The organism is Clostridium sp. AM34-9AC (assembly GCF_003480225.1).
Classification (GTDB): domain Bacteria; phylum Bacillota; class Clostridia; order Lachnospirales; family Lachnospiraceae; genus Acetatifactor; species Acetatifactor acetigignens.
Genome location: NZ_QUIU01000033.1, coordinates 12,588 through 33,528 on the forward strand (window position 1 = coordinate 12,588; position 20,941 = coordinate 33,528).

Below are 20,941 nucleotides of genomic sequence, written 5' to 3' on the forward strand. Positions count from 1 at the left end.
TTCCATTGCCTCATTCTGATCTCTGTACGATGCCATACATGAGGATTTCCACAACTTCCTTCAGGGCATCTGCATAAGTCAGCTGATTTCGAGAGAGAATATCTCTCTGGAAGAACTGCTCAATGGAAGCTTCTAACATCATTTTCACCAGACAGATGGGAACCGGGCGGATGCTGCCCTCAGCCATGCCCATCTCGATCAGCTGGATTGTAGGCTCCCAGCCAGTGGAAAGTCTGAGTTCTACCTTCTGGTAGATCTTCGGGTATTTGTCCCGGAGGGAATATAATTTTCGAAGATCGATATTCTGATAACCTTCCGGCAGCACTCCCAGGATGCGGTGCAGTTTTTCCACTACACCGAGGGAAGGATCGGTCAGGATCATCTGCTCGCTTTCCTTGATGGAGTCAAAGATATAATCTACCATGGCAAGAAACAGTGCTTCTTTATCATCGTACACGGTATAGATGGTTTTCTTGCTGATCGAGAGTTCCTTCGCCAGATCATCCATTGTGAATTTCAGCCCTTTTTGATCGAAGACACGCAGGGTGGCGTCGAGAATATTTTTTTGCAGACCTTCTGTGGTATCCATCGCTTCTATTCCTCCGTTCGGTAAGATTGTAATTACAGTATGGAAACTGAAAAGTAAATTGTGGTTTCCTATAAAAACAGGGTAGCATTTTTGAAAAAAAAATTCAAGAAACGTTTTTGCCAAAAAGAGTTTCCGAGAATTGTGAAATATAACAAAAAAACCAGCCAACAAAACGGTTGACTGGTGAATGACAGAGTCTATAAATAGTTTTTCATGATGCGGTACAATGCTCTTGGATGCAGCGGTTTGGAAAGATACTCGTTGATTCCTGCATTTCTGGCCGCTGCAATATCCTCCGGCAGTGTTTTGGTACTGGCGGCAATAATGGGGATTCCAGGTCCGTCGGTATGGGTGGAAGCGTTTAATTTTATTATCTCTTGAATTGTTCTGCCAGCGTGGGATGAGATTTTTTGCGGGTGATCTCCACCAATCCTAAAGGCGTCATATCCACGATGCGGGGATGCTGGGGATCCCCTGCGGTCAGATTCTTTAATGTCTCCAGTAACTCCTTCTGCCGTTCCTTTTCCGCCATATTGATGAAGTCCACAATGATGATACCGGACAGATTCCGCAGGCGCAGCTGTCTGGCTACTTCTCCGGCAGCCTCCAGGTTTACCTGATAATAGGTGTCCTCTCCTGCTTTTTTCGCTTCGTTTTTACCGGAATTGACATCGATCACCGTCATGGCCTCCGTAGGCTCGATGACGAGATACCCTCCGCATTTTAACCAGACTCTCGTATCCAGTGCTTCCTCCATGCCGCGCTCCAGAGAATACAGCAGGCGTAAAGAGATCGCTGGATCATCGTAGAACCGAATGGACTTTTGTTTTAATAAAGGGTGATCTCCTTCCGACAGCTGACGATAGATCTGAGGATCATCGGTAAGGATCTCAGAATATTCCGAAGGATCCGCCATCTGCTCCAGGACCTCGTAAACGGCCTCAGAAGGCTTCAAAAGGCAGGTGAAGTACACTTTATGGTCTGCCTGCTCCCAAAGGCTCTGAAGGGCTTCAGAAGCGTTCTCAGGGGTGCTCCCGTTTTTACAAAGCAGCTGCTTCATCCGGGCAGGATCCGCAGTGGCGGAGGCACGCTTTGTCTTCTGGGCATCTCTGGTGACCATGACTACCAGCTCGTCTCCAGCTTTCAAGGTACCGTCTGCCTTACGATTGGTCAGATACGCCGCACCTGCTTCCCGCAGGGGTAGAAAGCACAATTCTCCGGGCAGGATCTCCACGAAGCAGGCATCAATATTTTTTGCCACATTCTGTATTTTCCCCAGATAGATGCCACCGATCTTACTGGCATCTGACCGCAGTACGCGTATAGCAGCCACGCCCCGGGCATTGACAAGCAGAGCTGCCCTGCGTTCCCGCAGACAGGTGAAGATCAGTTTTCCCTCCGTGCAATCCGTGGATTTACGGATCTGATTTACTTCTTTTTCTCTGGCCGGTCGTCCGCCGGTGAGACTGCGGCTCATTCCGTGTCACCGGAAGCTGCCCTGTAAGCTTCCTCACTGTCGAAACCTATGGCATCCAGGGGGAGAAGGGCGTCTGTTTCGTTTCTCAGATAGGTCTCTTCTCTGTTGACCAGAAGGGCATTTTCCTGCAGGGTCTCACCATTTTCGGAAAATAATGCTTCAATGACCTGAATGGGTTTGATATTTCCGGCACTGGAGGCATCCACCAGCAGATAAAGCTTTTCGGACTCCACCACCTTCATCTCATAGATACCTTCTTTTAAATTGATCTCCCGGCTTCCCTTTTTTGTCTCTTTGGTAATGAGGATCTCATCTTTTGCAAGAAAACGATCCACCGCGGAGCCCAGATCAAAATGAGGCCCTCTGCCCTCCCGGAAAGCTACCGTATATCCGGCGGCAGCAACGCTGGCCATGGCATTGCCGGCCTTGTCCGGCAGAATTTTCACCGAAGTAATCTCGATTCCCGGTACGGAAGCGGCATTCAACCGCTGCATTACATCCTCACAGGAGGTCAGGGAATGCACTTCCAGGTCCATATATTCTCCGTTGCTGGTCAGTCCCACGCCTAAGGGTGCGGCGAAGGACATGATCTGATGCGGGCTGAAGCCGCCGGTGTATGCCACATCCAGTTCTGCTCTGCGGTTGGCTTTCTGGAAGAAGCGCATTACATCCAGATGGCCAATGAAACGTACCGGTCCGTATTTTCTGAATTTGATTCTTAACTTCATAATTTCTGTCAGATTTCTATGAGGCCTTCCGTGAAAGACCTGAAATTTCCCTTTCTTCGTATTTTTCTACACTCTATAATGTGTCACAAAAGCATGCCCCTTACAATCATCCTCTGGGCTCCACACAGATACCGCAGCCGAATCTGGCGGCACCGCAGCCCTGACATGCCTGTTTGCAGTTCGGTGAGATCGTCTCGTTTTTCGCTTTCTGCCATTCTCTCTCCAGAAAGGCTCTGGATACACCGCAGTCCAGGAAATCCCAGGGCAGGATCTCGTCCAGAGGCCGTTCTCTGTGGGAATAGAAATCCGGATCCAGACCACAGGCTTCAAAAGCTTCCATCCAGACATCGTTGTGGAAATACTCACTCCAGGCATCGTAGAAGCAGCCCTTGTTATAGACATATAAAAGCACCTGGGACAATTTTCTGTCACCTCTGGCCAGAACACCCTCCAGAACGCTGACATCCGCTTCGTGCCAGTTGTACTTGATGCTCTTCTGGTTCAGCTGCTCGGAAATGGCCTTTCTGGTCAGATATGCCTTTTCCACGAACTCTTCCTTGGTACACTGGGGCGCCCACTGGAATGGCGTAAAGGGCTTCGGCACGAAGAAAGAGGTACTGGTAACAATCTGCACTCTGCCGTTGACACGTTTCTCCTTCGGCACCGTATCGAAGAAAGTGGCCGCAATTTTGTTGGAAAGCTCAGCGATTCCCCGGATATCCTCTTCGGTTTCCGTGGGATGTCCCAGCATGAAGTACAGTTTGACTCTGGTCCAGCCGCCTTCGAAGGCAAGGGCGGAACCCTGTAAGATCACTTCTTCAGTGAGTCCTTTATTGATGACATCCCGCAGTCTCTGGCTGCCGGCTTCCGGCGCAAAGGTCAGACTGGATTTCTTCACATCCTGTACTTTGCTCATGACATCCAGAGAAAAGGCATCGATACGTAAAGACGGCAGGGAGATATTGATATGTCTCTTATCACACTCTTCAATCAGGAAGTCAATCAGCTCCGGCAGCTTGCTGTAATCGCTGGAACTTAAGGAACTTAAGGAAATCTCCTCATGACCGGTGTTTTTCAACATTTCCATGGCGTACTTTTTCAGAACTTCCACATCCCTTTCTCTGACGGGACGATACAGCTGTCCTGCCTGACAGAAACGACAGCCGCGGATACAGCCTCTCTGAATCTCCAGAACGACTCTGTCCTGTGTGACTTTGATATAAGGAACTACCGGCTTCATAGGATAAAAGCTGTCGGTCATATCCGTTACCAGCTCTTTGCGGATCCTTGCGGGAATTCCCTCTTCCGTAGGTCGAAAGGAAGCAATGGTGCCATTTTCATGGTAAGTGGTCTCATAGAACCGGGGCACATACATTCCCGGCAGCTTTGCCACCCGGCGTAAGAATTCTTCTCTGCCTGTCTTCTCCGTCCGGCATTTCTTATAGAGATCGATCAGCGGCCGGTACTGGGTCTCGCCTTCTCCGATATAGAAAATATCAAAGAAATCGGCAATGGGCTCAGGATTATAGGTGCAGGGACCGCCGCCGATAACGATGGGACAGTCCTCTCCACGTTCGGTGGCAAGCAACGGGATCCCCGCCAGATCCAGAACCTGCAGAATATTCGTATAACACATTTCGTACTGAATGGTGATTCCCAAAAAGTCGAAGTCTTTTATCGGATCCTGACTCTCCAGGGCAAACAGCGGAATGTTCTCCTTACGCATAATTTCATCCAGATCCACCCAGGGAGAATACACACGCTCACACCAGACATCATCCCAGGAATTGAGCATGCCATACAGGATCTGGATTCCCAGGTGGGACATACCGATCTCGTAGACATCCGGGAAGCACATACAGAAACGGACATCAATGCTGTCCCTGTCCTTCACTACGGCATTGACTTCGTTGCCGATGTAGCGGGCCGGTTTTTCGATCTTCATCAGAATATCATCATTTAACGCTAACTTTTCGTTCATATTTACCTCAGGTTATTGATTTTTACATATAATTTTTCATCTGCCGGACATCTCCGTCTGTGCAGGGGACATCGGAATAACGGGCTTTTTCATAGATTTCAGCCATTCCTTCCACATCCAGCGATTTTTCGGCATCTCTAGCAGTATAAAATGGCAGGCTCATCTTTGCAAGCCCGCTGGCATTTATTTTTTTCTGATACATCCGCCTTATCTTCTGGCCGGCATCTAAGAAAGCAAAAGAAAACCATTTCTGCTTCTGCTTTGCGGCAGTATTTTCCGGGGCAGCCTCCAGGTGTTCCCGCTTGTCCATGCTCTCCGGCTGTTCAGAAACAGTGCCGGGGAGGGAAAACTGCATTCTGTCCCTGAGAAATGTGATCAGCTTTTGAATTCCGCGGTACAGCAGAAATACGCAGACGATCAGAAGTGCGATCATGGCCACATATTCCAGAATGACCCATAAAATAAAAGGATTTTCCGCTTCCATGGGAGGCATATCGCCACCGCCTGCCTGCTGTTCCACCACTACCGCTTCTGTCCCGGAATCCATGGGGAGCAGTCCGAACAGGAAACGAAGAATCGCAACCAGACCGTTTCGCAGTAACCGCAAAAAGGGCTTTAACCAGGCAAACTGTGACACTGCCAGGAGCAGAAGCCCCGATAACAGCACGAAGGCTGCGGTGCTGTGGAGACCGGAACGAAAAATCTCCTGAAACGGGATCTTGCCGGTACTCAGCCTGTTTACCGTAAGGAAATCCTCATAGGACTGCAAAAACAAAATGACAGCATACAATAAAAACACCAGGATCAGACTCATACGATAATAGAGATCCCAGACGTTGTTTCCCTGATAATGCTGCAGAAAAAGACACAAAAAGGCAATTCCGGCGGCTAACGGCAGAGGCAGCGGATCGGAAGCAAAGTTCTCCGTCCGAAAACGCAGCCAGAGGGAATAGATCACAAAGCCTGCACCTACCAACAGCCGGATACCACGGTTTACGCCGTTGGCTGCCGGAATGATATAAAAACATGCCAGTACCAGTCCGTGCAGAAGGAGCAATACCGACAGATGCTTACAGCGTTTTCTGGCGTAATACAGAAAAAACACCGGCAGCGCCCCGAGCATCCACAAAGCCAGGGACGGACGGCTCGCCGGAGCCAGCGCGGCCAACAACGTGGACGCAGTCAGCGCCAGGGGATAAAAACATAATTGATTCATTAGATCAGTCAAAATTTCTTTCACATTCAGACGCTTTCTTCCCGTAGGGAGATAAAAGTGATCAAAGACTTTAACGCTTCCCCGGGATCAGGAGGTGTACTTTCGGAATAAGGATAAAACCATTTCATATCCGGGTGTTTTTCCTGATATTGCAGAAGTAATGCTGCAAAGTCTTCATAGGCATTGGGTGATACAAAGCAGGTATAGAGCGCATTGGACGCATCGGACATACGGGCGGCAAACAGCTCGGAAAAAGACTGTACCGGTTTAGCCGTATCGATTCTTGCAAGCGTCTGCAGACAGACATTCCGCTGTCTGACTCCGCCGCCGGCTTCCAGAATACAGGGGTCTCCGCTGATTGTGTCAATACCGTTGCAATACAGGGCAACCTGCATCCCCTGTTCCAGAAACAGCAATAACAGTGCCGTGGCAATCTGCAGGCAGGCTTCCACGCAGTCCTCTTTTTTCAGAATACCGGTGTCCTCTAAGTTCACAAAAATCCGAACGGATTTCTGGGAGGTATAATTTTTCTGGTTTACCTTCAGATCCCCGGTACGGGCCGTGGCTTTCCAGTTGATGCTTTTTAAGTCATCCTGTGGTTGGTAATCCCGAATGCCCCGGTATTCGAAAGGGTCTTCCAAAAGATGTCGTTTTGTCAGAACTTCTCCGTTTAACTGTTTTAAAGACCGTTTAAAATCCGGATGGGAAAAGGGCTTCGGGTACACATAGAGACTGCAGTGTTCGATGGGTGTCGTAGCCGTATACTGTGCTGTCAGGAATAGATCGGACGCAACAAGATCCGCCTCCTGTATGGTGTAATAACCTCTTCTTCCGCCGGTAAAGTGCAGTGCTCTGGTGACCTTCTCCAGACGTCCGATCTGGAAAATATCATTGCGGTAATAGCGATCCGTGGTCCGGGAGCCTTTGGTATCGGCAAACACCAGATGTCTGTCAGTCTGGAATTTGACCTTCAACATGGTAAGGGGCAGCCGTTTGCGATTCTCAATGATCTCCGACAGCTCGCTCTCCTGTCCTTCCCAGATGCCATCCTCCCGGAAAGAAAGGGAAACCTTCAGATCCCGCTGCCATATTTTGGCGTATACATATTTCTGCCCCAGATACAGAAGCAGGGCAAATACAATGATTCCCAGCAGTTGTATCATGGCTCAAACCTTTCTGTGGGAACAGGAACGTTGGAAAGGATGTTTTCCATTCTGCCTGCTGCGGAGCCGGTATCGGAACCGAAGCTGCATACCAGTCTGTGGGCCAGCACCGGAACAGCCAGCGTACGAACGTCATCCGGGATCACATAGGAACGTCCCTGCAGATAAGCATAGGCTTTGACACAGCGTAAAAGCCCAAGGGTTCCTCTGGTACTGACGCCTGCCAGAATACCGTCTGCCCGTCTGGTGGCTTCTGCAATCTGTACCATATATTCCCGGATGCAGGGATGCACAAAAATCTTTGCAGCCTCTGCCCGGGCAGCCAGAAGTTCCTCCAGAGAGACCACGGCAGTCAGGCTTTTCAGGGGATCTTCCTCCATGTACAATTCCAGAATCCTCAGTTCCTCTTCTTTGGTGGGAAGGTTCATGGACAGTTTCATAAGGAAACGGTCTAACTGCGCTTCCGGCAGAGGAAATACGCCGGCACTTTCGATGGGATTCTCTGTGGCAATGACAAAGAAGGGTTCGCCCGGTGTATAAGAGACACCCTCGATGGTTACCTGACGCTCTTCCATACATTCCAACAGTCCTGCCTGGGTTCTGGGGGTGGCACGGTTCAATTCGTCTGCAAGTAAAATATTGGTAAATACCGGCCCCTTTCGCAGGGTGAATTCATTCTTCTGTCTGTCATAGACATTGATGCCGGTAATGTCACCGGGCAACAGATCCGGGGTAAACTGCACCCGGGAAAACCGGGCATTTAAAGATTTTGCCAGTGCCTTGGCCAGCTTCGTTTTGCCGGTGCCGGGGACATCCTCTAATAGTACATGTCCGTCAGCGATTAAGGCCGTCAGAAGAAGTTCTGTCACTTCCTCTTTTCCGACCAGGACTTTTTGAATATTGTTTTGTATTCTGGATGCTAATTCTTTTCCGTTTTGTTCAGCCATAATTTCTCCTAAATTACTAAAACTATTCAGAACTTTATTCGCAAAAAACTCTTTCAGAGTTACCTTTTTGCTTATGAAGTGCTTACATGGCTCTGAATAGTTATCATTATACCTTATAAAATTAAGTTCTGCCAGTACCAAAAGGCACATAAATATGAACTGCGAAGATTGCAGATACCAGAAAGGAATGTAAAAGAGCATGGAAAAACATGATCACAGACATAAGGAAGAACTCTTACAGCAGATGCGCAGACAGGCAGAAATACGGCCAGAGCAAAACGATTCGGAACCTGCCGCATCTTCCGATACCGGTACGTTCAAAATCCGCCTTGCTCTGGCCGGAGTATTATTATTGACGATCATATTGCTGGATCAAAAAGGCAAATGCTTTGCCGGGATCTCCATGGATCAGGTGCTGCATTATGTCACCGATGTAGATTACGGCACTTATCTGGAGACCTGGGTGGAAACTGCAGTTAACGGTTCGCAAGCTCTGTAGTGATCTCTTCCCAGGTGACATCTTTTTCTGCCATCAGGACCATCATATGATACAGGAAATCACTGATCTCATATTTGACCTCATTGGGGTTGGGATTTTTGGCGGCGATCACAATCTCAGTTGCCTCCTCGCCCAGTTTCTTGAGAATCTTGTCAATGCCCTTGTCGAACAGGTAATTGGTATAGGAACCCTCCTTGGGGTGGACCTTGCGGTCCTTGATCACATCGAAGACTTCCTCGAATACCTGTAAGGGATTGTTGCTTTCCTCATAATCCTTTTTCGTGATCTCGTTGAAGAAGCAGCTTCTGCTTCCGGTATGGCAGGCAGCGCCCACTTGAGATACCTTCGCAAGGATTGTATCCATATCACAGTCCGCCACCAGTTCCTTCACATACTGGTAATGACCGCTGGTCAGACCTTTCAGCCATAATTCCTGACGGCTTCTGCTGTAGTAGGTCATCTTGCCCAGCTTCAGGGTCTGCTCATAGGCTTCCTCATTCATATAAGCCATCATCAGAACTTCCTGTGTCCGGTAATCCTGTACGATAACGGGTACCATGCCGTCACTGTTCTTTTTGAAATCTTCCCACTTGTAGGCAGCCTGGAAGGATTCAATGGGAATATCGTTCTCCCGGCACAGATCCTTCAGGGCTACGATCTCTTTCACATTGTCATTTATCGTATTGCCGGTGACACCACAGACATTCTCATAAGCAAAAATCTCCAGCAATTTATTCAATGCCACCTGATTGATCTGCACGAAAAACGGAAGGGAAAGAATGGCCTGAGTCTCCCGGATCTGATGAGGGTTCATCAGGATCATGGCAGAGATATATTTCTCAATCTTCTCCTTATGTAATTCCAGAACGGACGGGTCGTTGTAAGAGATCAGAATCTTGTCCTTACCGAATTTCAGAGAGACCTCTTCGGTAATCTCAATATTACTCTCTTTCTCATAGTCGAGAACTGCTTTTTTACATCCGGCATAAAGTAATTTCTTAATGTCCTCCATACGCTTGACATTGCCGGCACCGATGACATCCACTTCCGCCCTGGTACAGATCTCCTTGATGATATCCAGTGCGGCATCATGCTCCGCGTCACCTTCGGACATATCGAAAACGATCAGCTCATCCGCATTGTGCTCACAGTAATAATCTGCCAGACGGACGGGATCCGTATCCACGATGGTGGTATCCGTAAGATTCCGCACCGCATGCTCATGATATAAATAAATGCAGGGAACAAATTTCTTGATGATCATAGTAATCCTCACGTCTTTCTATACCTGCAAAGCCTATGGCCGCAGGCACGTATTTTTTACAGACTTCCTTTGGTACTTAAAACATCCGTTACCTTCGGATTATAGGAAACGGCCTGATCCAGCGCCTTGGCAAATGCCTTGAACATGGCTTCGATCATATGGTGATTATTGCCCGGAGACAACATTTTGATATGTAAGTTCATTCCGGCACTGTAGGATACGGCATAGAAAAATTCCTTTACCAGCTCCGTATCCAGTTCACCTACCTTCGGTACAGTAAATTCACATTCAAAATTAAGATAAGGCCGGCCGCTTAAGTCAACGGCGCACAAAGCTAGTACCTCATCCATAGGCAGAATAAAATAGCCGTAACGATTGATGCCCTTCTTGTCTCCTACCGTTTTTTTGATAGCTTCACCGAAGACAATGCCGGTATCCTCCACCGTGTGGTGACCGTCCACCTGCAGATCGCCCTTCACCTTGCATTCCAGGTCAAAAAAGCCGTGCCTCGCAAAGCCGTCCAGCATATGGTCAAAAAATCCGATGCCGGTAGACAGATCCGCTTTTCCGGTGCCGTCCAGATTTAAGGTGATGGCAATGTCGGTCTCTTTCGTTGTACGGGTCACAGTTGCAATTCGTTCCATAATATCCGATGACTCCTTTCCCAGAGGAAATGATTAATCTTCAAATCTAACTTTAATACTGTTTGCATGTGCGGTCAAGCCTTCACTCCTGGCGAAGGTCTCGATCTGGTTGTGCACCTTTTCCAGTGCCTGCCTGGAATAAGAGATAATACTGGTCTTCTTGATGAAGTCGTCCACGTTTACCGGGGAGAAGAACCGTGCGGTACCGTTGGTGGGCAGAATGTGGTTCGGACCTGCAAAATAATCACCCAAGGGTTCGGAAGCATACTCTCCCAGGAAAATCGCACCGGCATTGCGGATACGGGTCATGGTATCAAAAGGATTCTTTGTAATGATCTCCAGATGCTCGGAAGCAATGGCGTTGGCGGCATCAATAGCATCTTCCATGTTGTCGGCTAACAGAATGTAGCCGTAATTGTCCAGAGACTTCTGGATAATGGGAGCACGCTCCAGTACTTTTACGAAGCCGTCCACTTCCTCGGAGACTTTTTCCGCCAGTTCCTTCGAAGTGGTAATCAGAATGGCACTTGCCAGTTCGTCATGCTCTGCCTGAGACAGCAGATCTGCTGCAACGTATCTGGGGGTAGCGGTCTCATCTGCCAGTACCAGGATCTCGCTGGGACCCGCAATGGAATCAATGCTGACATAGCCATAAACAGCTTTTTTGGCAAGAGCTACGAAAATGTTACCGGGACCGGTGATCTTGTCGACCTTAGGTACCGACTGGGTTCCGAAAGCCATGGCTGCGATAGCCTGGGCACCGCCGACCTTATAGATGGTATCCACGCCTGCAATATCAGCGGCTACCAGAGTTCCGGGATTGACCTTACCGTCTTTTCCGGGAGGGGTGGTCATAATGATCTCATCCACACCGGCTACCTTGGCGGGGATCACATTCATCAGTACGCTGGAAGGGTAAGCGGCTTTACCGCCGGGGACATAGACACCGGCTCTTTCGATGGCGGTGATCTTCATGCCTAAGATCGTACCGTCGGGCTTGGCATCGAACCAGCTGTTGCGAAGCTGCTTCTGGTGAAAAGCGCGGATGTTTTCCGCAGACTGTCTGATCACATCGATCAGATTCTCATCCATCTGTGCATAGGCTTCGGCGATCTCTTCCTTTGTGACACGGATATTCTCTGCGCTTAAAGCGAACTTATCAAACTGTAAAGTATAATCGAACAATGCGTTGTCACCCTCGGCACGGACTTTTTCGATGATCTGGTTTACAGTGCTCTCATACTGGGAATAATTGTTCGGACTTCTCTTTAAAAGGTCGTTCAAAATACTCTGCTTTGATTCTTTATCCAATGCTACGATTCTCATGACGGTACTCTCCTTTAAATACTTTTTATGACGCTGCTTATCGTCTCGGTCAGGCCTGTATTTTTAACTGCTCCCGGATCGCACCCACCAGCTTGCGGATACGGTCGGCTTCCATCTGCATACTCACCGGATTGACGATCATACGGGCGGACAGAGGACATACCTCTTCCAGAACCTCCAGCCCGTTTTCCCTTAAGGTGGAACCGGTCTCAACGATATCCACGATGACGTCAGACAGCTCTACCAGCGGCCCTAATTCTACAGAACCATTTAATTTGATGATATCTACGGTCTGATGCTTTTTATTATAGAAATACTCTCGGGCGATATTGGGGTATTTGCTGGCTACCCGGATCCGCTCATGGTGTTTCAACAACTCTCTGGCGGAAGCAGGACCGCAGACACACATCCGGCATTTGCCGAAGCCAAGGTCCAGCACTTCGTAGACATTCCGGTTTTCTTCCAGAATGGTGTCCTTGCCGACCACACCGATATCAGCAGCACCATACTCTACATAGGTGGGAACGTCGGGACCCTTTGCCAGGAAAAAGCGTAATTTGTATTCTTCATTAACGAAGATCAGCTTTCTGGTATCTTTATCCTTCATTTCTTCACAGGTAATGCCGATCTGTTCGAAAAGCTCCAGTGTCTTTTTGGCAAGTCTGCCCTTTCCCAGAGCAAACGTAAGATATCTTTCTTCACTCATTACTGATCTGCCTCCTCGTTCTCTGTGATCTCGGGGGAAAGCACGGTGGGAATCCCTTCTTTCCTCAGGGTTATGACTTCGGAAAGTTTCGCAAGATAATCTGCCTCGTCTCCTGCCCGGTAATACACGGTTTTGCCGGAAGCGGGAATATCGATATTCACTTTCTGGCGGGATAATGCTTCCAACAGGTCGTCAATGACGATGACGAAACCGATAGCTGCGGCATTCTTGCCGAATTTCCGAAGCAGATTGTCGTAACGGCCACCCTTTACCACGGCATCACCGATACCGTAGGTGTAAGCCTTGAAGACAACGCCGGTATAATACTGATATTTGCTGAGCATTCCGAGATCAAAGGAAATGTATTCCGCCACACCGTACTGCTCTAAGCGTTCTTTTAACTTTTCCAGTCTTGCAATCGCCTGTAAGGATCTTTCATTTTTAACCAGTGCTTTGGCAGCCTCCAGAGACTCTATATTTTCGAACATATCCGCCAGCTTTAACAGAATGCTGTGATAAGGCTCGGGGATCTGCTTCTGCTCCAGTAATTCCTGGGCAGCGAAAAAGTTCTTGCCGGAGATACAGGAACGAAGTTCCTTTTCCGTATCCTCATCCAGACCGGCTTCCTCACAGAGGCCGCGGAAATAATCCACCTCACCGATAGTCACCTGGAATCTGGTCAGTCCTGCGCTTTTCAGAGCTTCGATCACCATACTGATTACTTCGGCATCCGCCTCTACGGAAGGATCTCCGATGAGTTCTGCACCCATCTGGGTCACCTCTTTTAATTTACCCTGCAGATTGGAAGTGTTTGTAAACGTATTGCCGTTGTAACTGAAACGAAGCGGCACCTTTTCCTCCATAAAATACTTCGCTGCGCAGCGGGCGATGGACGGTGTAAAGTCCGGCCGCAGCACCAGCGTATTACCCTCTTTATCAAAGAACTTATACAGCTCCTTACTGGGAGTGGTTCCGATCTCCTTGGAGAAAACATCGAAAAACTCAATGGAAGGGGTCTGGATATCTTCGTAACCGAAACAATGGATCGCCTGCTGCAGTTTCTGTTCTATAGCCAGCTTCTTTGCATATTCTTTGCCGTAAATGTCCCGGACGCCCTCCGGCGTATGTAAAAGTCTGTTGTTCATAAGTGTTCCTCAATTCATATACTTTAATATATTAACGTGCTACCATATTATCATAGTAGCATGTGAAACTATTTGTAGTATACTAGGAGACCTCTCCGCTGTCAAGAAATTATTATTTATTATTCCTCCCGGTCTTCCAGATCCTTTTTCAGAATATCCAGATAGGGAACCAGGATTCCCTGATGCTTCGGGATAATATATTCCGGGTTCAGTTCCTCGAAACGGAAGCTTTTCCGGCCGCCCTCCTGTGCCCTGTCCCAGAAAAAGCGGAGCATTTCATAGGGAAGGTAATATAACAGATCCTTATGGCTGTAAAATATCAGGAAAAAGGCGATACCCCCCTGTTTCTCGAACTGATGCATGAACTCCACCTGATGGGGATGGATATTTTGCAGGGAAAAGGTGTCCACTGCACATTCCTTGGCATCAAAGCAGACCGGAATGCCCTGTACGACACCGATATAGTCTACGGTACTCTTCTGTTCGAAAAAGGCCAGGGTGATCTGGCGGCTCTCCTTATCCATTTTGACCGGGGTAATGGGGGTGGGGATCTTCTGAATCAGGGCCAGACCGGCCTCGGCATATTTTTCATTGGTGCGGTTGACCATATCCTCCAGAGTAGATCCACGAAGCCCTCTGGTATTCCATGTTGCCATTGTTCTTAGTTTTCCTTTCTAGCAGGCGGAATCCGGTGTCAGATTCAGAGCCTGTAAGATCTCTGCAAATTTATGGGGAAGCGGTGCGTCAAAAGTCTGACCGCTCACCTTTGCAAGAGGTCCTTCCGCTTCTTCCGGGAAACACACTCTTCCGGCATGCAGAAGCTGGTGGTGCAGAGAGTATTCCGATTGCATCCTGCGATTTAATTTGCTGTCTCCGTACTTGGTGTCACCAAGTAACGGATGTCCGGTGCTGGCCAGATGGGCGCGGATCTGGTGGGTTTTGCCGGTGACCAGTTCTACGGTCAGCAGGGTATATTCCCCAGCCACCGCACTGGGAGTGTAGATTGTTTTTATAAAGGAAGCATCTTCCGGAGCCTCCGCCATATCTGGAAATACCTGTACCGTATTGGTGCGTTCGTCCTTGTACAGATAGCCTTCCAGGGTGCTTTCCTGTAAAATCTTGCCCTTACAGACGGTCTGATAATATTTCTTTACGGAACGATCCTTGATGATCCGGCTGAGTGCCTGGGAACCGGCCAGCGTCTTTCCGCACAATACGATACCGCTGGTATTGCGGTCGAGGCGGTTGCAGACAGATGGATGGAAGGTGGCAAGATCGGTTTCTTTTATGGCACCGGCAGCCAGCAGGTGGCCAATCAGCCATTCGTTCAGGGAAAGATCTTCCGGTTTGGCTTTCTGGGTCAGAACTCCGGCAGGTTTATTCAGCAACAGGATATTTTCATCCTCATAAAGAACGCTGATATCCTTTAAGGAACGGTAAGCCTTACGGTAATCGGAAGTATCTTCCGCTGCCCCGGCACCGGACAGAGAGGCATAAGTTTCCTCAGAGAAAAAACATTTTACCTCGTCTCCCTGGGCAAGGATTTCTTTACCTTCAGCCCTTTTCCCGTTCAACGTAATATTTTTCTTGCGAAGCATCTTATATAAAAATCCTGTGCCTGCATTAGGTAACGCTTTTTTTAAAAATTTGTCCAGACGTTGTCCCGCCTGATTTTTGCCAATGGTAAGCAACTGCATAGGACACCCTCCTTTTGAGAAGTAAGTTATAGAGATACGCTCTTTAAGGTCTGGCAGATCCCGGCAGACAGTTCCGGCTGTGAGGAAAGCTCCTTTAACTGATCACATCTTGCCAGATACTTGTCCAGATCGTTAAATATTTTCACAGAGACTTCTCTGTAATTGTCTTTTTTCAGAATGTCCTGAATGTGCTTGTAAAAAGCCTGTTCCGCAAATTTCGGATCCGTGGTGTAGCCACAGACCGTATTACCGCAGACTGTCAGATGATAGATAACATAATTCTTCTCATAGGAAGTAAATACCATATCGTAGAGAGTGGTAAGGCCTTCTGTATGTGCCGCGATTTTTGCAGCTACCTGCTCGTCACAGCCCCGGTAGCGCAGGAACATGAACATTTCTACCAGACTCTTGCAGGCCGGAAGACATCCCAGTACCGCCACGATGGTCAGGAGATTCTCACGGCTTCCGGTGCTGACCCATCCGGCGATAAACAAAGACAGAGAGATGGCAAAATAAAGCACTGTTCTTAAAATCTCATAAATTTTCTGTGTGCGGAGATACCCGCGGGTTCCTCTATAGGCATCAGTGGTAAACATTCTTTTGAATTGCATGAAAAATAACTCCTTTATTTATGATTTCTTTCCAGAGCCAGACAAGACTTCGATCTCTTCTTCCGTCAATGCCCGGTATTCCCCTCTTTGCAGGGAAAGATCCAGGGACAGGGGGCCGAAGCTTACCCGCTCCAGTGTAAGTACCTGATTATCAACCGCCTGCAACATCCGTTTTACCTGATGAAACCGGCCTTCATGAATGGTCAATAACAGATCACCGTTTTCTGTGAGTCTGGCTTTGGACGGGGCTGTCGGTTTCTCATCACCGATGTCAAGCCCGTTTTCCAACCGGTGGATATCTTCTGCGGAAAGCGGCTTTTCCGGCTTTACCAGATAGGTCTTATCCACATGTTTTTTCGGTGACAACAGATCATGGGCCAGAGCACCGTCATTGGTCAGGAGCAGCAATCCCGTGGTATCCTTGTCCAGCCGCCCTACCGGGAACAGATCCTTTTGTTCCGGGACAGTAAGGAGACTTACCACGGTTGGGGCTGTATTATCGTTGGTGGCAGAGACAACCCCCTCCGGCTTATTTAACATATAATAGACATATTTCCTATAATGGATCGGCTGTCCCTGACAGACCACCGTATCGGTCTCTTCATTGACTTTTGTCTCCGGCTTTTTGATTATCTGGTCGTTTACTGTCACCTGACCTTTTTTGATGTACTCTTTCACCTGACTTCGAGTGCCAATATTGTTATCGCATAAAAATTTATCCAACCGCATGGGCTTTGATCCCTTTCTTAGACTTAATTTTTCTTCATCGGCATATAGTATACAAACCTTTCAAGGCAGACAGCCATGAAAAAAATATTCGGAATCTGTTTCTTTGTTCTAATGACCGGCTGTATTCTGACTCATTCTTCCCTGAGCCTTGCCTATGCTGCCTTGGGTCTGAATCTTTGGTATGAAAAAATGGTACCGGTGCTTCTGCCGTTTATGATCCTGTCCGGCACTTTGATCCGTATGGGCATGACGGACAGCCTGATCCGCCCAGTAAGACCTTTGTTCGGAAGAATCTTTCGCCTGCCCGGACCGGGAATCTATGTGATCCTGGTGGGCTTTTTGTGCGGATTTCCCATGGGTGCCCGGACGATTGCGGATTTACGGAACCGACAGGAACTTTCTTCGGAGGAAGGACAATATCTGCTGGCCTTCTGCAACAATCTGGGACCAGTCTATTTCCTGGGATTTGTACTGCCGCTACTGCATAGGAAGCTGCTGTTCCCTTATGTATTTGGTATGTACGGCGTTCCTTTGCTATATGGCATTTTCCTTCGTTATAGCGTGTACAAAAATCGGATTTCGGAGAAAACAGACCACTCTTTTGGAAGAGACAATGCTGCAAAGTTTTTGGAACCGACCGGTCCGGCTCCCCTTCCTGCCATGTCCCTGACGGATGCCCTGGATGATGCTATTACCGCTGCCGGAAGAAGCATCTTACAGTTGGGAGGCTACATGATCTTTTTCAATCTGCTGAACCTTCTGCCAAGGCTTTTACTTCCCGACAGTTTCCGGTATGCACCGCTTTTGGAGATCAGTGGGGGCCTGAAGCTGCTGGGAGACAGATTCCCTTTGTATACGTTATTGCTTTTGCCCTTTGGCGGCTTAAGCTGTATCGCCCAGACCGGAAGCTGTATCCGCAATACCGGGCTTTCTCTCAAGTCCTACATCCTTCATAAAATGGTACTGACAGTGCTTACTGCAGCTTATTATCTGGGATGGTTTCTGTTGTCTCCGGATACTTTTCTGCTTTGATTTTTCCGTCTTCGTTTTCTGTGTCTGCCCTGTTGGATCTGGTATAACAAAAAGACCAGCAACAACAGCACTACCAGAATCCCACAGATCACCAGAAAAACACCGAAATTCACTTCCGGACTTTTTTCGGAAGGCACCGGAGTATTTCCGGCGGCATCGGCCATGGTGATCACGGAACTGCCAGCTTCTGTGATCTGTTCCTCTGCAGCCCGGGAAGCTTCCGCTGCCTCCTGTGCCGCAAGACTTTCCTGTAATGCCTCTTCGGCAGCTTTTTCCTGATCAATAAAAGGCTGTGCAAAGTTGACAGGATCACTCTCTGTGAACAGATCCGCCTGATTGTAACCGCGGACGGTGATCACCGGCTGTTCCCCCTTTGTGAAGGTCACGGAAAATGTGAAGGTATCGGGATAGGTCCCGGCCATAATATCCAGTCCCGGCCAGGGAAGCAGTTCGGAATAAGTCCTGCCTCCATCGGTACTGTAATCGTAATACATCATGGGGCAGTCATAGTCGGCTGCCGTCACTTCCAGAGAGACTTCTCCGGTCTCATAGTCTGCATTCTGCAAAGTCAGCTGGCAGATATCCGGTTCGGTCTTGTCCCGCACAGTGGCAGGCAGAATGGATTGCAGCGAGACTTCCGGAAGAGCGTCTGCCTCTCCACTGTAGTCCACACCAAGACTTGCACTGGATAATCCGAAATATTTTGCAACAGACAAAGCATCCTCCCTGCCGAATTTCTTCCAGTCCTCTTCTGTCTGGCAGTAAGGAGTGTCTCTGCTCTCATCCACATGACAATGCTCGATGATGGCGGAGGGAATGGATCTGGAGGTACTTTCTCTTATAATTCCGTAATAGTCATCACCGTTATCTTTCAGTTTCGTCTTGACTCCCCGTAGAAACAGTCCCATGTCCTGCATCTGCTGCATCTGTTCCCAGCCGAACTGATAACCGTAAGCGTTGTAAGGCTGTACGGAAGAGATCCAGACTTCGGATCCGAACAGATCATGATCCATGGAAGCGTTGTAATGAATACTGAACAGGAAATCCGCATTCCGGTCTGCAGCAAATTGTGCCCGGTCTGCCAGAGACATGGTCACATCATCCGTATGAGTCAGATAGACATCCACATTATCGTATTTTGTCAGTTCCTCGTACATGGCCAGCGCGGTCACCATGGTCATTTTTTTCTCCTGTGCAGGGCCTTCCAGCGTTCCCTCGTTATCACCGCCGTGTCCGGGATCAATGACAATGACGACCCTTTCTCCGGTCTCCTGCGCTCTGGGAGCCGCCTGTGCAGGCAGGGAATTTCCATAAAAACAGGCTGCCGCAAGACTGACCGCACAGATCATTGTCCTGACTAACAGCCCTTTTTGCTTTTTCCATACTTTCATTTATCGTATTCCTTTATTTTTAAAAAACCAGCTTTCAGCAGAAAACTGGTTTTTCGTACTCGTTGTTTGGACATGCTTTACATAACGTCCAGATTGTCTTCGGCATCCGCAGCAGTATCTACGTCATCAAGATCCTCATCTACGGGGTGCAGCTCACTGCGGTTGGACTGGATAATGTCACGATACTGGTTCAGATTGCCGATCAGAGCATCGTAATTGGCGCTGGCCTGCTGTGTGGAGGAAGAAATAATATTCTCCAGATGTGCCAGCATATCATCCATGTACTGCATGGCAGCGGATTTGACATTGTTGGCCTCAATAGTGGCATTGTCCAGAATCTCCTGGGCCTGCTTACTGGCCATGGTAACGACCTCGTTGGCCTGGGCGTAAGCCTGCTGCATGATCTCATGCTCGTTGATCAGCTCGTTGGTATGCACGGTAGCCTCGTTGATCAATGCTTCTGCCTTGGCTTTGGCATCGTTTAGGATGGCTTCCTTGTTGCTGATGATCTTCTGGTAGCGCTTGATCTCATCCGGGGTCTTCATACGCAGTTCCCGCAGTAACTCATCAATCTCATCCTTATTCACGATGATTTCGGTACTGGACATGAACTTCGGCTTGCAACCCTCGATGTATTCTTCTATTTCATCAATTAACTGTTCGATTCTGCTGCTCATGAAACTCTCCTTATTTACACATCACTATGCTCTGAAAGCTTTTTCTCGCGATATTTGTCGTAGATCAGTTTCGCCACAAAATCCGGAACACAAGGGGTGATATCTCCATCAAAACTTGCAATCTGCTTGATGGCGGAAGAACTGAGGTAGGCATATTCCAGACTGGTGGTCAAAAATACCGTATCAATTTTGCCATGGGACAACATCCGGTTGGTCTGTGCCATCTGCAGTTCATATTCAAAATCCGTAATGGCGCGTAAGCCCCTTACGATAACATGCAGATCTTTTTCCCTGGCATAATCCACTAAAAGCCCACTGAAACTGTCAATCTGCACATTAGGCAGATCTTTTGTGGCTTCTTCTAGTATCTTAACACGTTCCTCTACAGAAAACAACGGTGTCTTTTCTTTATTGTTCAAAATGCTGACGATCAGAACATCAAATATTTCGGATGCCCGCCTTATGATATCCATATGTCCGTTGGTGACGGGATCAAAGCTTCCGGTGTAAACAGCTCTTTTCATAAAAATCATGCCTTTCAGTGTTACTTCTTGCGAAGGAACACATGCTTATTGGTTTTGTATTTTTTCTCACGGATCACTTCAAACCCTAAGTCTTCCGCATAGGAGAAATCGGTATGCAGAGAGGCTTCTACCAGGATCAGAGTCTCTTCGGAGACATATTTGGCATAGCGCAGCTGCTCTAAGACTCTGCGCTCCTGCTCCTGATCGTAGGGTGGATCCATGAAGATCACATCCACGTGCTTTTCATAGATGCCCGTCAGTCCTGCGCAGGCATCCTGTTTTAATACTATAGCACGGTCTTTCATTTTCGTAAATGCCAGATTGTCCTCGATACATGCCAGGGCTTTCGGCGCATTTTCAATAAAATAGGCTTTTCTGGCACCGCGGCTTAAGGCTTCGATGCCGATGCCGCCACTGCCACTGAAAATATCTACAAATACACAATCGGGAATATAGGTCTGCAACATATTAAAAAGGGTTTCCTTGATCCGGTCGGTAGTGGGTCTGGTATCCATTCCCTCTGGTGTCTTTAACGGCAGACTTCTTGCGGTTCCTGCTATCACTCTCATATATTTTTCTCCGTTTTCTAAGCTGA

Annotated in this window: 22 protein-coding genes; 2 read left to right on the plus strand and 20 right to left on the minus strand. The window is 48.3% G+C overall.

What is annotated here, in order from left to right; translation table 11 throughout:
• Positions 1-10: 10 nt before the first annotated feature.
• From DW835_RS15935 to DW835_RS15965, 7 genes are all read right to left on the minus strand, one after another.
• Positions 11-589: a TetR/AcrR family transcriptional regulator gene (locus tag DW835_RS15935; protein ID WP_118669102.1), complete on the minus strand. Its 579-nt coding sequence runs from the start codon at positions 587-589 to the stop codon at positions 11-13.
• A 370-nt stretch (positions 590-959) separates the two neighbouring features.
• Positions 960-2,066 carry a ribonuclease E/G gene (locus tag DW835_RS15940; protein WP_118669103.1) on the minus strand — a complete coding sequence of 369 codons (1,107 nt, stop codon included), beginning with the start codon at positions 2,064-2,066 and terminating at the stop codon, positions 960-962.
• Positions 2,063-2,794, minus strand: a complete 732-nt coding sequence (locus DW835_RS15945; RefSeq protein WP_118669104.1) for a TIGR03936 family radical SAM-associated protein — start codon at positions 2,792-2,794, stop codon at positions 2,063-2,065. The genes DW835_RS15940 and DW835_RS15945 overlap by 4 nt, the downstream gene beginning before the upstream one ends.
• 106 nt (positions 2,795-2,900) lie before the next feature.
• On the minus strand, positions 2,901-4,775 hold the full coding sequence (locus tag DW835_RS15950) for a TIGR03960 family B12-binding radical SAM protein (protein WP_118669105.1): 1,875 nt from the start codon (positions 4,773-4,775) through the stop codon (positions 2,901-2,903).
• A 22-nt stretch (positions 4,776-4,797) separates the two neighbouring features.
• Positions 4,798-5,991, minus strand: a complete 1,194-nt coding sequence (locus DW835_RS15955) for a hypothetical protein (RefSeq protein ID WP_118669106.1) — start codon at positions 5,989-5,991, stop codon at positions 4,798-4,800.
• Between the two features lie 26 nt (positions 5,992-6,017).
• Positions 6,018-7,154 (minus strand): DUF58 domain-containing protein, encoded by a 1,137-nt coding sequence (locus tag DW835_RS15960; protein WP_022313523.1) that lies wholly within the window; start codon positions 7,152-7,154, stop codon positions 6,018-6,020.
• Positions 7,151-8,101, minus strand: coding sequence for a MoxR family ATPase (locus tag DW835_RS15965; RefSeq protein WP_118731417.1), 951 nt, complete (start codon positions 8,099-8,101; stop codon positions 7,151-7,153). The genes DW835_RS15960 and DW835_RS15965 overlap by 4 nt, the downstream gene beginning before the upstream one ends.
• Positions 8,102-8,300: 199 nt before the next feature.
• Between DW835_RS15965 and DW835_RS15970 the strand changes: the two genes are divergently transcribed.
• On the plus strand, positions 8,301-8,600 hold the full coding sequence (locus DW835_RS15970) for a hypothetical protein (protein WP_117465686.1): 300 nt from the start codon (positions 8,301-8,303) through the stop codon (positions 8,598-8,600).
• On the opposite strand, the gene hisIE is transcribed toward DW835_RS15970, so the two are convergent.
• From hisIE to DW835_RS16015, 9 genes are all read right to left on the minus strand, one after another.
• Complete coding sequence (hisIE, locus tag DW835_RS15975) at positions 8,578-9,864, minus strand: bifunctional phosphoribosyl-AMP cyclohydrolase/phosphoribosyl-ATP diphosphatase HisIE (RefSeq protein ID WP_117465687.1); 1,287 nt, start codon at positions 9,862-9,864, stop codon at positions 8,578-8,580. The genes DW835_RS15970 and hisIE overlap by 23 nt on opposite strands.
• Before the next feature lie 56 nt (positions 9,865-9,920).
• Entirely contained in the window at positions 9,921-10,508 is a 588-nt protein-coding gene (gene hisB, locus DW835_RS15980; RefSeq protein ID WP_118669108.1) for an imidazoleglycerol-phosphate dehydratase HisB, read from the minus strand.
• 33 nt (positions 10,509-10,541) lie between these two features.
• The gene (gene hisD / locus DW835_RS15985) at positions 10,542-11,834 is read right to left on the minus strand and encodes a histidinol dehydrogenase (RefSeq protein ID WP_118669109.1); all 1,293 of its coding nucleotides are present in this window, start codon (positions 11,832-11,834) and stop codon (positions 10,542-10,544) included.
• A 49-nt stretch (positions 11,835-11,883) separates the two neighbouring features.
• A complete protein-coding gene (gene hisG, locus DW835_RS15990) occupies positions 11,884-12,540 on the minus strand; it encodes an ATP phosphoribosyltransferase (RefSeq protein WP_118505207.1) in 657 nt (218 codons plus the stop codon).
• Complete coding sequence (gene hisZ / locus DW835_RS15995; RefSeq protein ID WP_117465689.1) at positions 12,540-13,685, minus strand: ATP phosphoribosyltransferase regulatory subunit; 1,146 nt, start codon at positions 13,683-13,685, stop codon at positions 12,540-12,542. Before hisZ ends, hisG begins: the two co-directional genes overlap by 1 nt.
• 119 nt (positions 13,686-13,804) lie before the next feature.
• Positions 13,805-14,341 carry a Holliday junction resolvase RecU gene (locus DW835_RS16000; protein WP_022313515.1) on the minus strand — a complete coding sequence of 179 codons (537 nt, stop codon included), beginning with the start codon at positions 14,339-14,341 and terminating at the stop codon, positions 13,805-13,807.
• Between the two features lie 18 nt (positions 14,342-14,359).
• Entirely contained in the window at positions 14,360-15,382 is a 1,023-nt protein-coding gene (locus DW835_RS16005) for an RluA family pseudouridine synthase (protein ID WP_118669110.1), read from the minus strand.
• Positions 15,383-15,408: 26 nt separating this feature from the next.
• Positions 15,409-15,993: a hypothetical protein gene (locus tag DW835_RS16010; protein WP_118669111.1), complete on the minus strand. Its 585-nt coding sequence runs from the start codon at positions 15,991-15,993 to the stop codon at positions 15,409-15,411.
• An 18-nt stretch (positions 15,994-16,011) separates the two neighbouring features.
• Positions 16,012-16,722 carry a pseudouridine synthase gene (locus DW835_RS16015; protein WP_118669112.1) on the minus strand — a complete coding sequence of 237 codons (711 nt, stop codon included), beginning with the start codon at positions 16,720-16,722 and terminating at the stop codon, positions 16,012-16,014.
• Positions 16,723-16,797: 75 nt separating this feature from the next.
• Between DW835_RS16015 and DW835_RS16020 the strand changes: the two genes are divergently transcribed.
• Entirely contained in the window at positions 16,798-17,754 is a 957-nt protein-coding gene (locus DW835_RS16020; protein WP_118669113.1) for a nucleoside recognition domain-containing protein, read from the plus strand.
• On the opposite strand, the gene DW835_RS16025 is transcribed toward DW835_RS16020, so the two are convergent.
• The 4 genes from DW835_RS16025 to rsmD form a co-directional block, all read right to left on the minus strand.
• Complete coding sequence (locus DW835_RS16025) at positions 17,709-19,145, minus strand: N-acetylmuramoyl-L-alanine amidase (RefSeq protein ID WP_118669114.1); 1,437 nt, start codon at positions 19,143-19,145, stop codon at positions 17,709-17,711. The genes DW835_RS16020 and DW835_RS16025 overlap by 46 nt on opposite strands.
• A 77-nt stretch (positions 19,146-19,222) precedes the next feature.
• Entirely contained in the window at positions 19,223-19,822 is a 600-nt protein-coding gene (locus DW835_RS16030) for a hypothetical protein (protein ID WP_022313509.1), read from the minus strand.
• Between the two features lie 14 nt (positions 19,823-19,836).
• On the minus strand, positions 19,837-20,346 hold the full coding sequence (gene coaD, locus DW835_RS16035) for a pantetheine-phosphate adenylyltransferase (protein WP_022313508.1): 510 nt from the start codon (positions 20,344-20,346) through the stop codon (positions 19,837-19,839).
• 20 nt (positions 20,347-20,366) lie between these two features.
• Positions 20,367-20,915 carry a 16S rRNA (guanine(966)-N(2))-methyltransferase RsmD gene (rsmD, locus tag DW835_RS16040; RefSeq protein WP_118505217.1) on the minus strand — a complete coding sequence of 183 codons (549 nt, stop codon included), beginning with the start codon at positions 20,913-20,915 and terminating at the stop codon, positions 20,367-20,369.
• Between the last annotated feature and the right edge of the window lie 26 nt (positions 20,916-20,941).

What these genes read in the sequence shown, in the direction of transcription:
- DW835_RS16015 (WP_118669112.1), bottom strand. Translation starts at nt 16,722, where the DNA reads ATGCGGTTGGATAAATTTTTATGCGATAACAATATTGGCACTCGAAGT.
- DW835_RS16005 (WP_118669110.1), bottom strand. Translation starts at nt 15,382, where the DNA reads ATGCAGTTGCTTACCATTGGCAAAAATCAGGCGGGACAACGTCTGGAC.
- hisIE (WP_117465687.1), bottom strand. Translation starts at nt 9,864, where the DNA reads ATGATCATCAAGAAATTTGTTCCCTGCATTTATTTATATCATGAGCAT.
- hisD (WP_118669109.1), bottom strand. Translation starts at nt 11,834, where the DNA reads ATGAGAATCGTAGCATTGGATAAAGAATCAAAGCAGAGTATTTTGAAC.
- DW835_RS16010 (WP_118669111.1), bottom strand. Translation starts at nt 15,993, where the DNA reads ATGCAATTCAAAAGAATGTTTACCACTGATGCCTATAGAGGAACCCGC.
- coaD (WP_022313508.1), bottom strand. Translation starts at nt 20,346, where the DNA reads ATGAAAAGAGCTGTTTACACCGGAAGCTTTGATCCCGTCACCAACGGA.
- DW835_RS15945 (WP_118669104.1), bottom strand. Translation starts at nt 2,794, where the DNA reads ATGAAGTTAAGAATCAAATTCAGAAAATACGGACCGGTACGTTTCATT.
- DW835_RS15950 (WP_118669105.1), bottom strand. Translation starts at nt 4,775, where the DNA reads ATGAACGAAAAGTTAGCGTTAAATGATGATATTCTGATGAAGATCGAA.
- rsmD (WP_118505217.1), bottom strand. Translation starts at nt 20,915, where the DNA reads ATGAGAGTGATAGCAGGAACCGCAAGAAGTCTGCCGTTAAAGACACCA.
- DW835_RS15970 (WP_117465686.1), top strand. Translation starts at nt 8,301, where the DNA reads ATGGAAAAACATGATCACAGACATAAGGAAGAACTCTTACAGCAGATG.
- DW835_RS15940 (WP_118669103.1), bottom strand. Translation starts at nt 2,066, where the DNA reads ATGAGCCGCAGTCTCACCGGCGGACGACCGGCCAGAGAAAAAGAAGTA.
- DW835_RS15935 (WP_118669102.1), bottom strand. Translation starts at nt 589, where the DNA reads ATGGATACCACAGAAGGTCTGCAAAAAAATATTCTCGACGCCACCCTG.
- hisZ (WP_117465689.1), bottom strand. Translation starts at nt 13,685, where the DNA reads ATGAACAACAGACTTTTACATACGCCGGAGGGCGTCCGGGACATTTAC.
- DW835_RS15965 (WP_118731417.1), bottom strand. Translation starts at nt 8,101, where the DNA reads ATGGCTGAACAAAACGGAAAAGAATTAGCATCCAGAATACAAAACAAT.
- hisG (WP_118505207.1), bottom strand. Translation starts at nt 12,540, where the DNA reads ATGAGTGAAGAAAGATATCTTACGTTTGCTCTGGGAAAGGGCAGACTT.
- DW835_RS15955 (WP_118669106.1), bottom strand. Translation starts at nt 5,991, where the DNA reads ATGAATCAATTATGTTTTTATCCCCTGGCGCTGACTGCGTCCACGTTG.
- DW835_RS16020 (WP_118669113.1), top strand. Translation starts at nt 16,798, where the DNA reads ATGAAAAAAATATTCGGAATCTGTTTCTTTGTTCTAATGACCGGCTGT.
- DW835_RS15960 (WP_022313523.1), bottom strand. Translation starts at nt 7,154, where the DNA reads ATGATACAACTGCTGGGAATCATTGTATTTGCCCTGCTTCTGTATCTG.
- DW835_RS16030 (WP_022313509.1), bottom strand. Translation starts at nt 19,822, where the DNA reads ATGAGCAGCAGAATCGAACAGTTAATTGATGAAATAGAAGAATACATC.
- DW835_RS16025 (WP_118669114.1), bottom strand. Translation starts at nt 19,145, where the DNA reads ATGAAAGTATGGAAAAAGCAAAAAGGGCTGTTAGTCAGGACAATGATC.
- DW835_RS16000 (WP_022313515.1), bottom strand. Translation starts at nt 14,341, where the DNA reads ATGGCAACATGGAATACCAGAGGGCTTCGTGGATCTACTCTGGAGGAT.
- hisB (WP_118669108.1), bottom strand. Translation starts at nt 10,508, where the DNA reads ATGGAACGAATTGCAACTGTGACCCGTACAACGAAAGAGACCGACATT.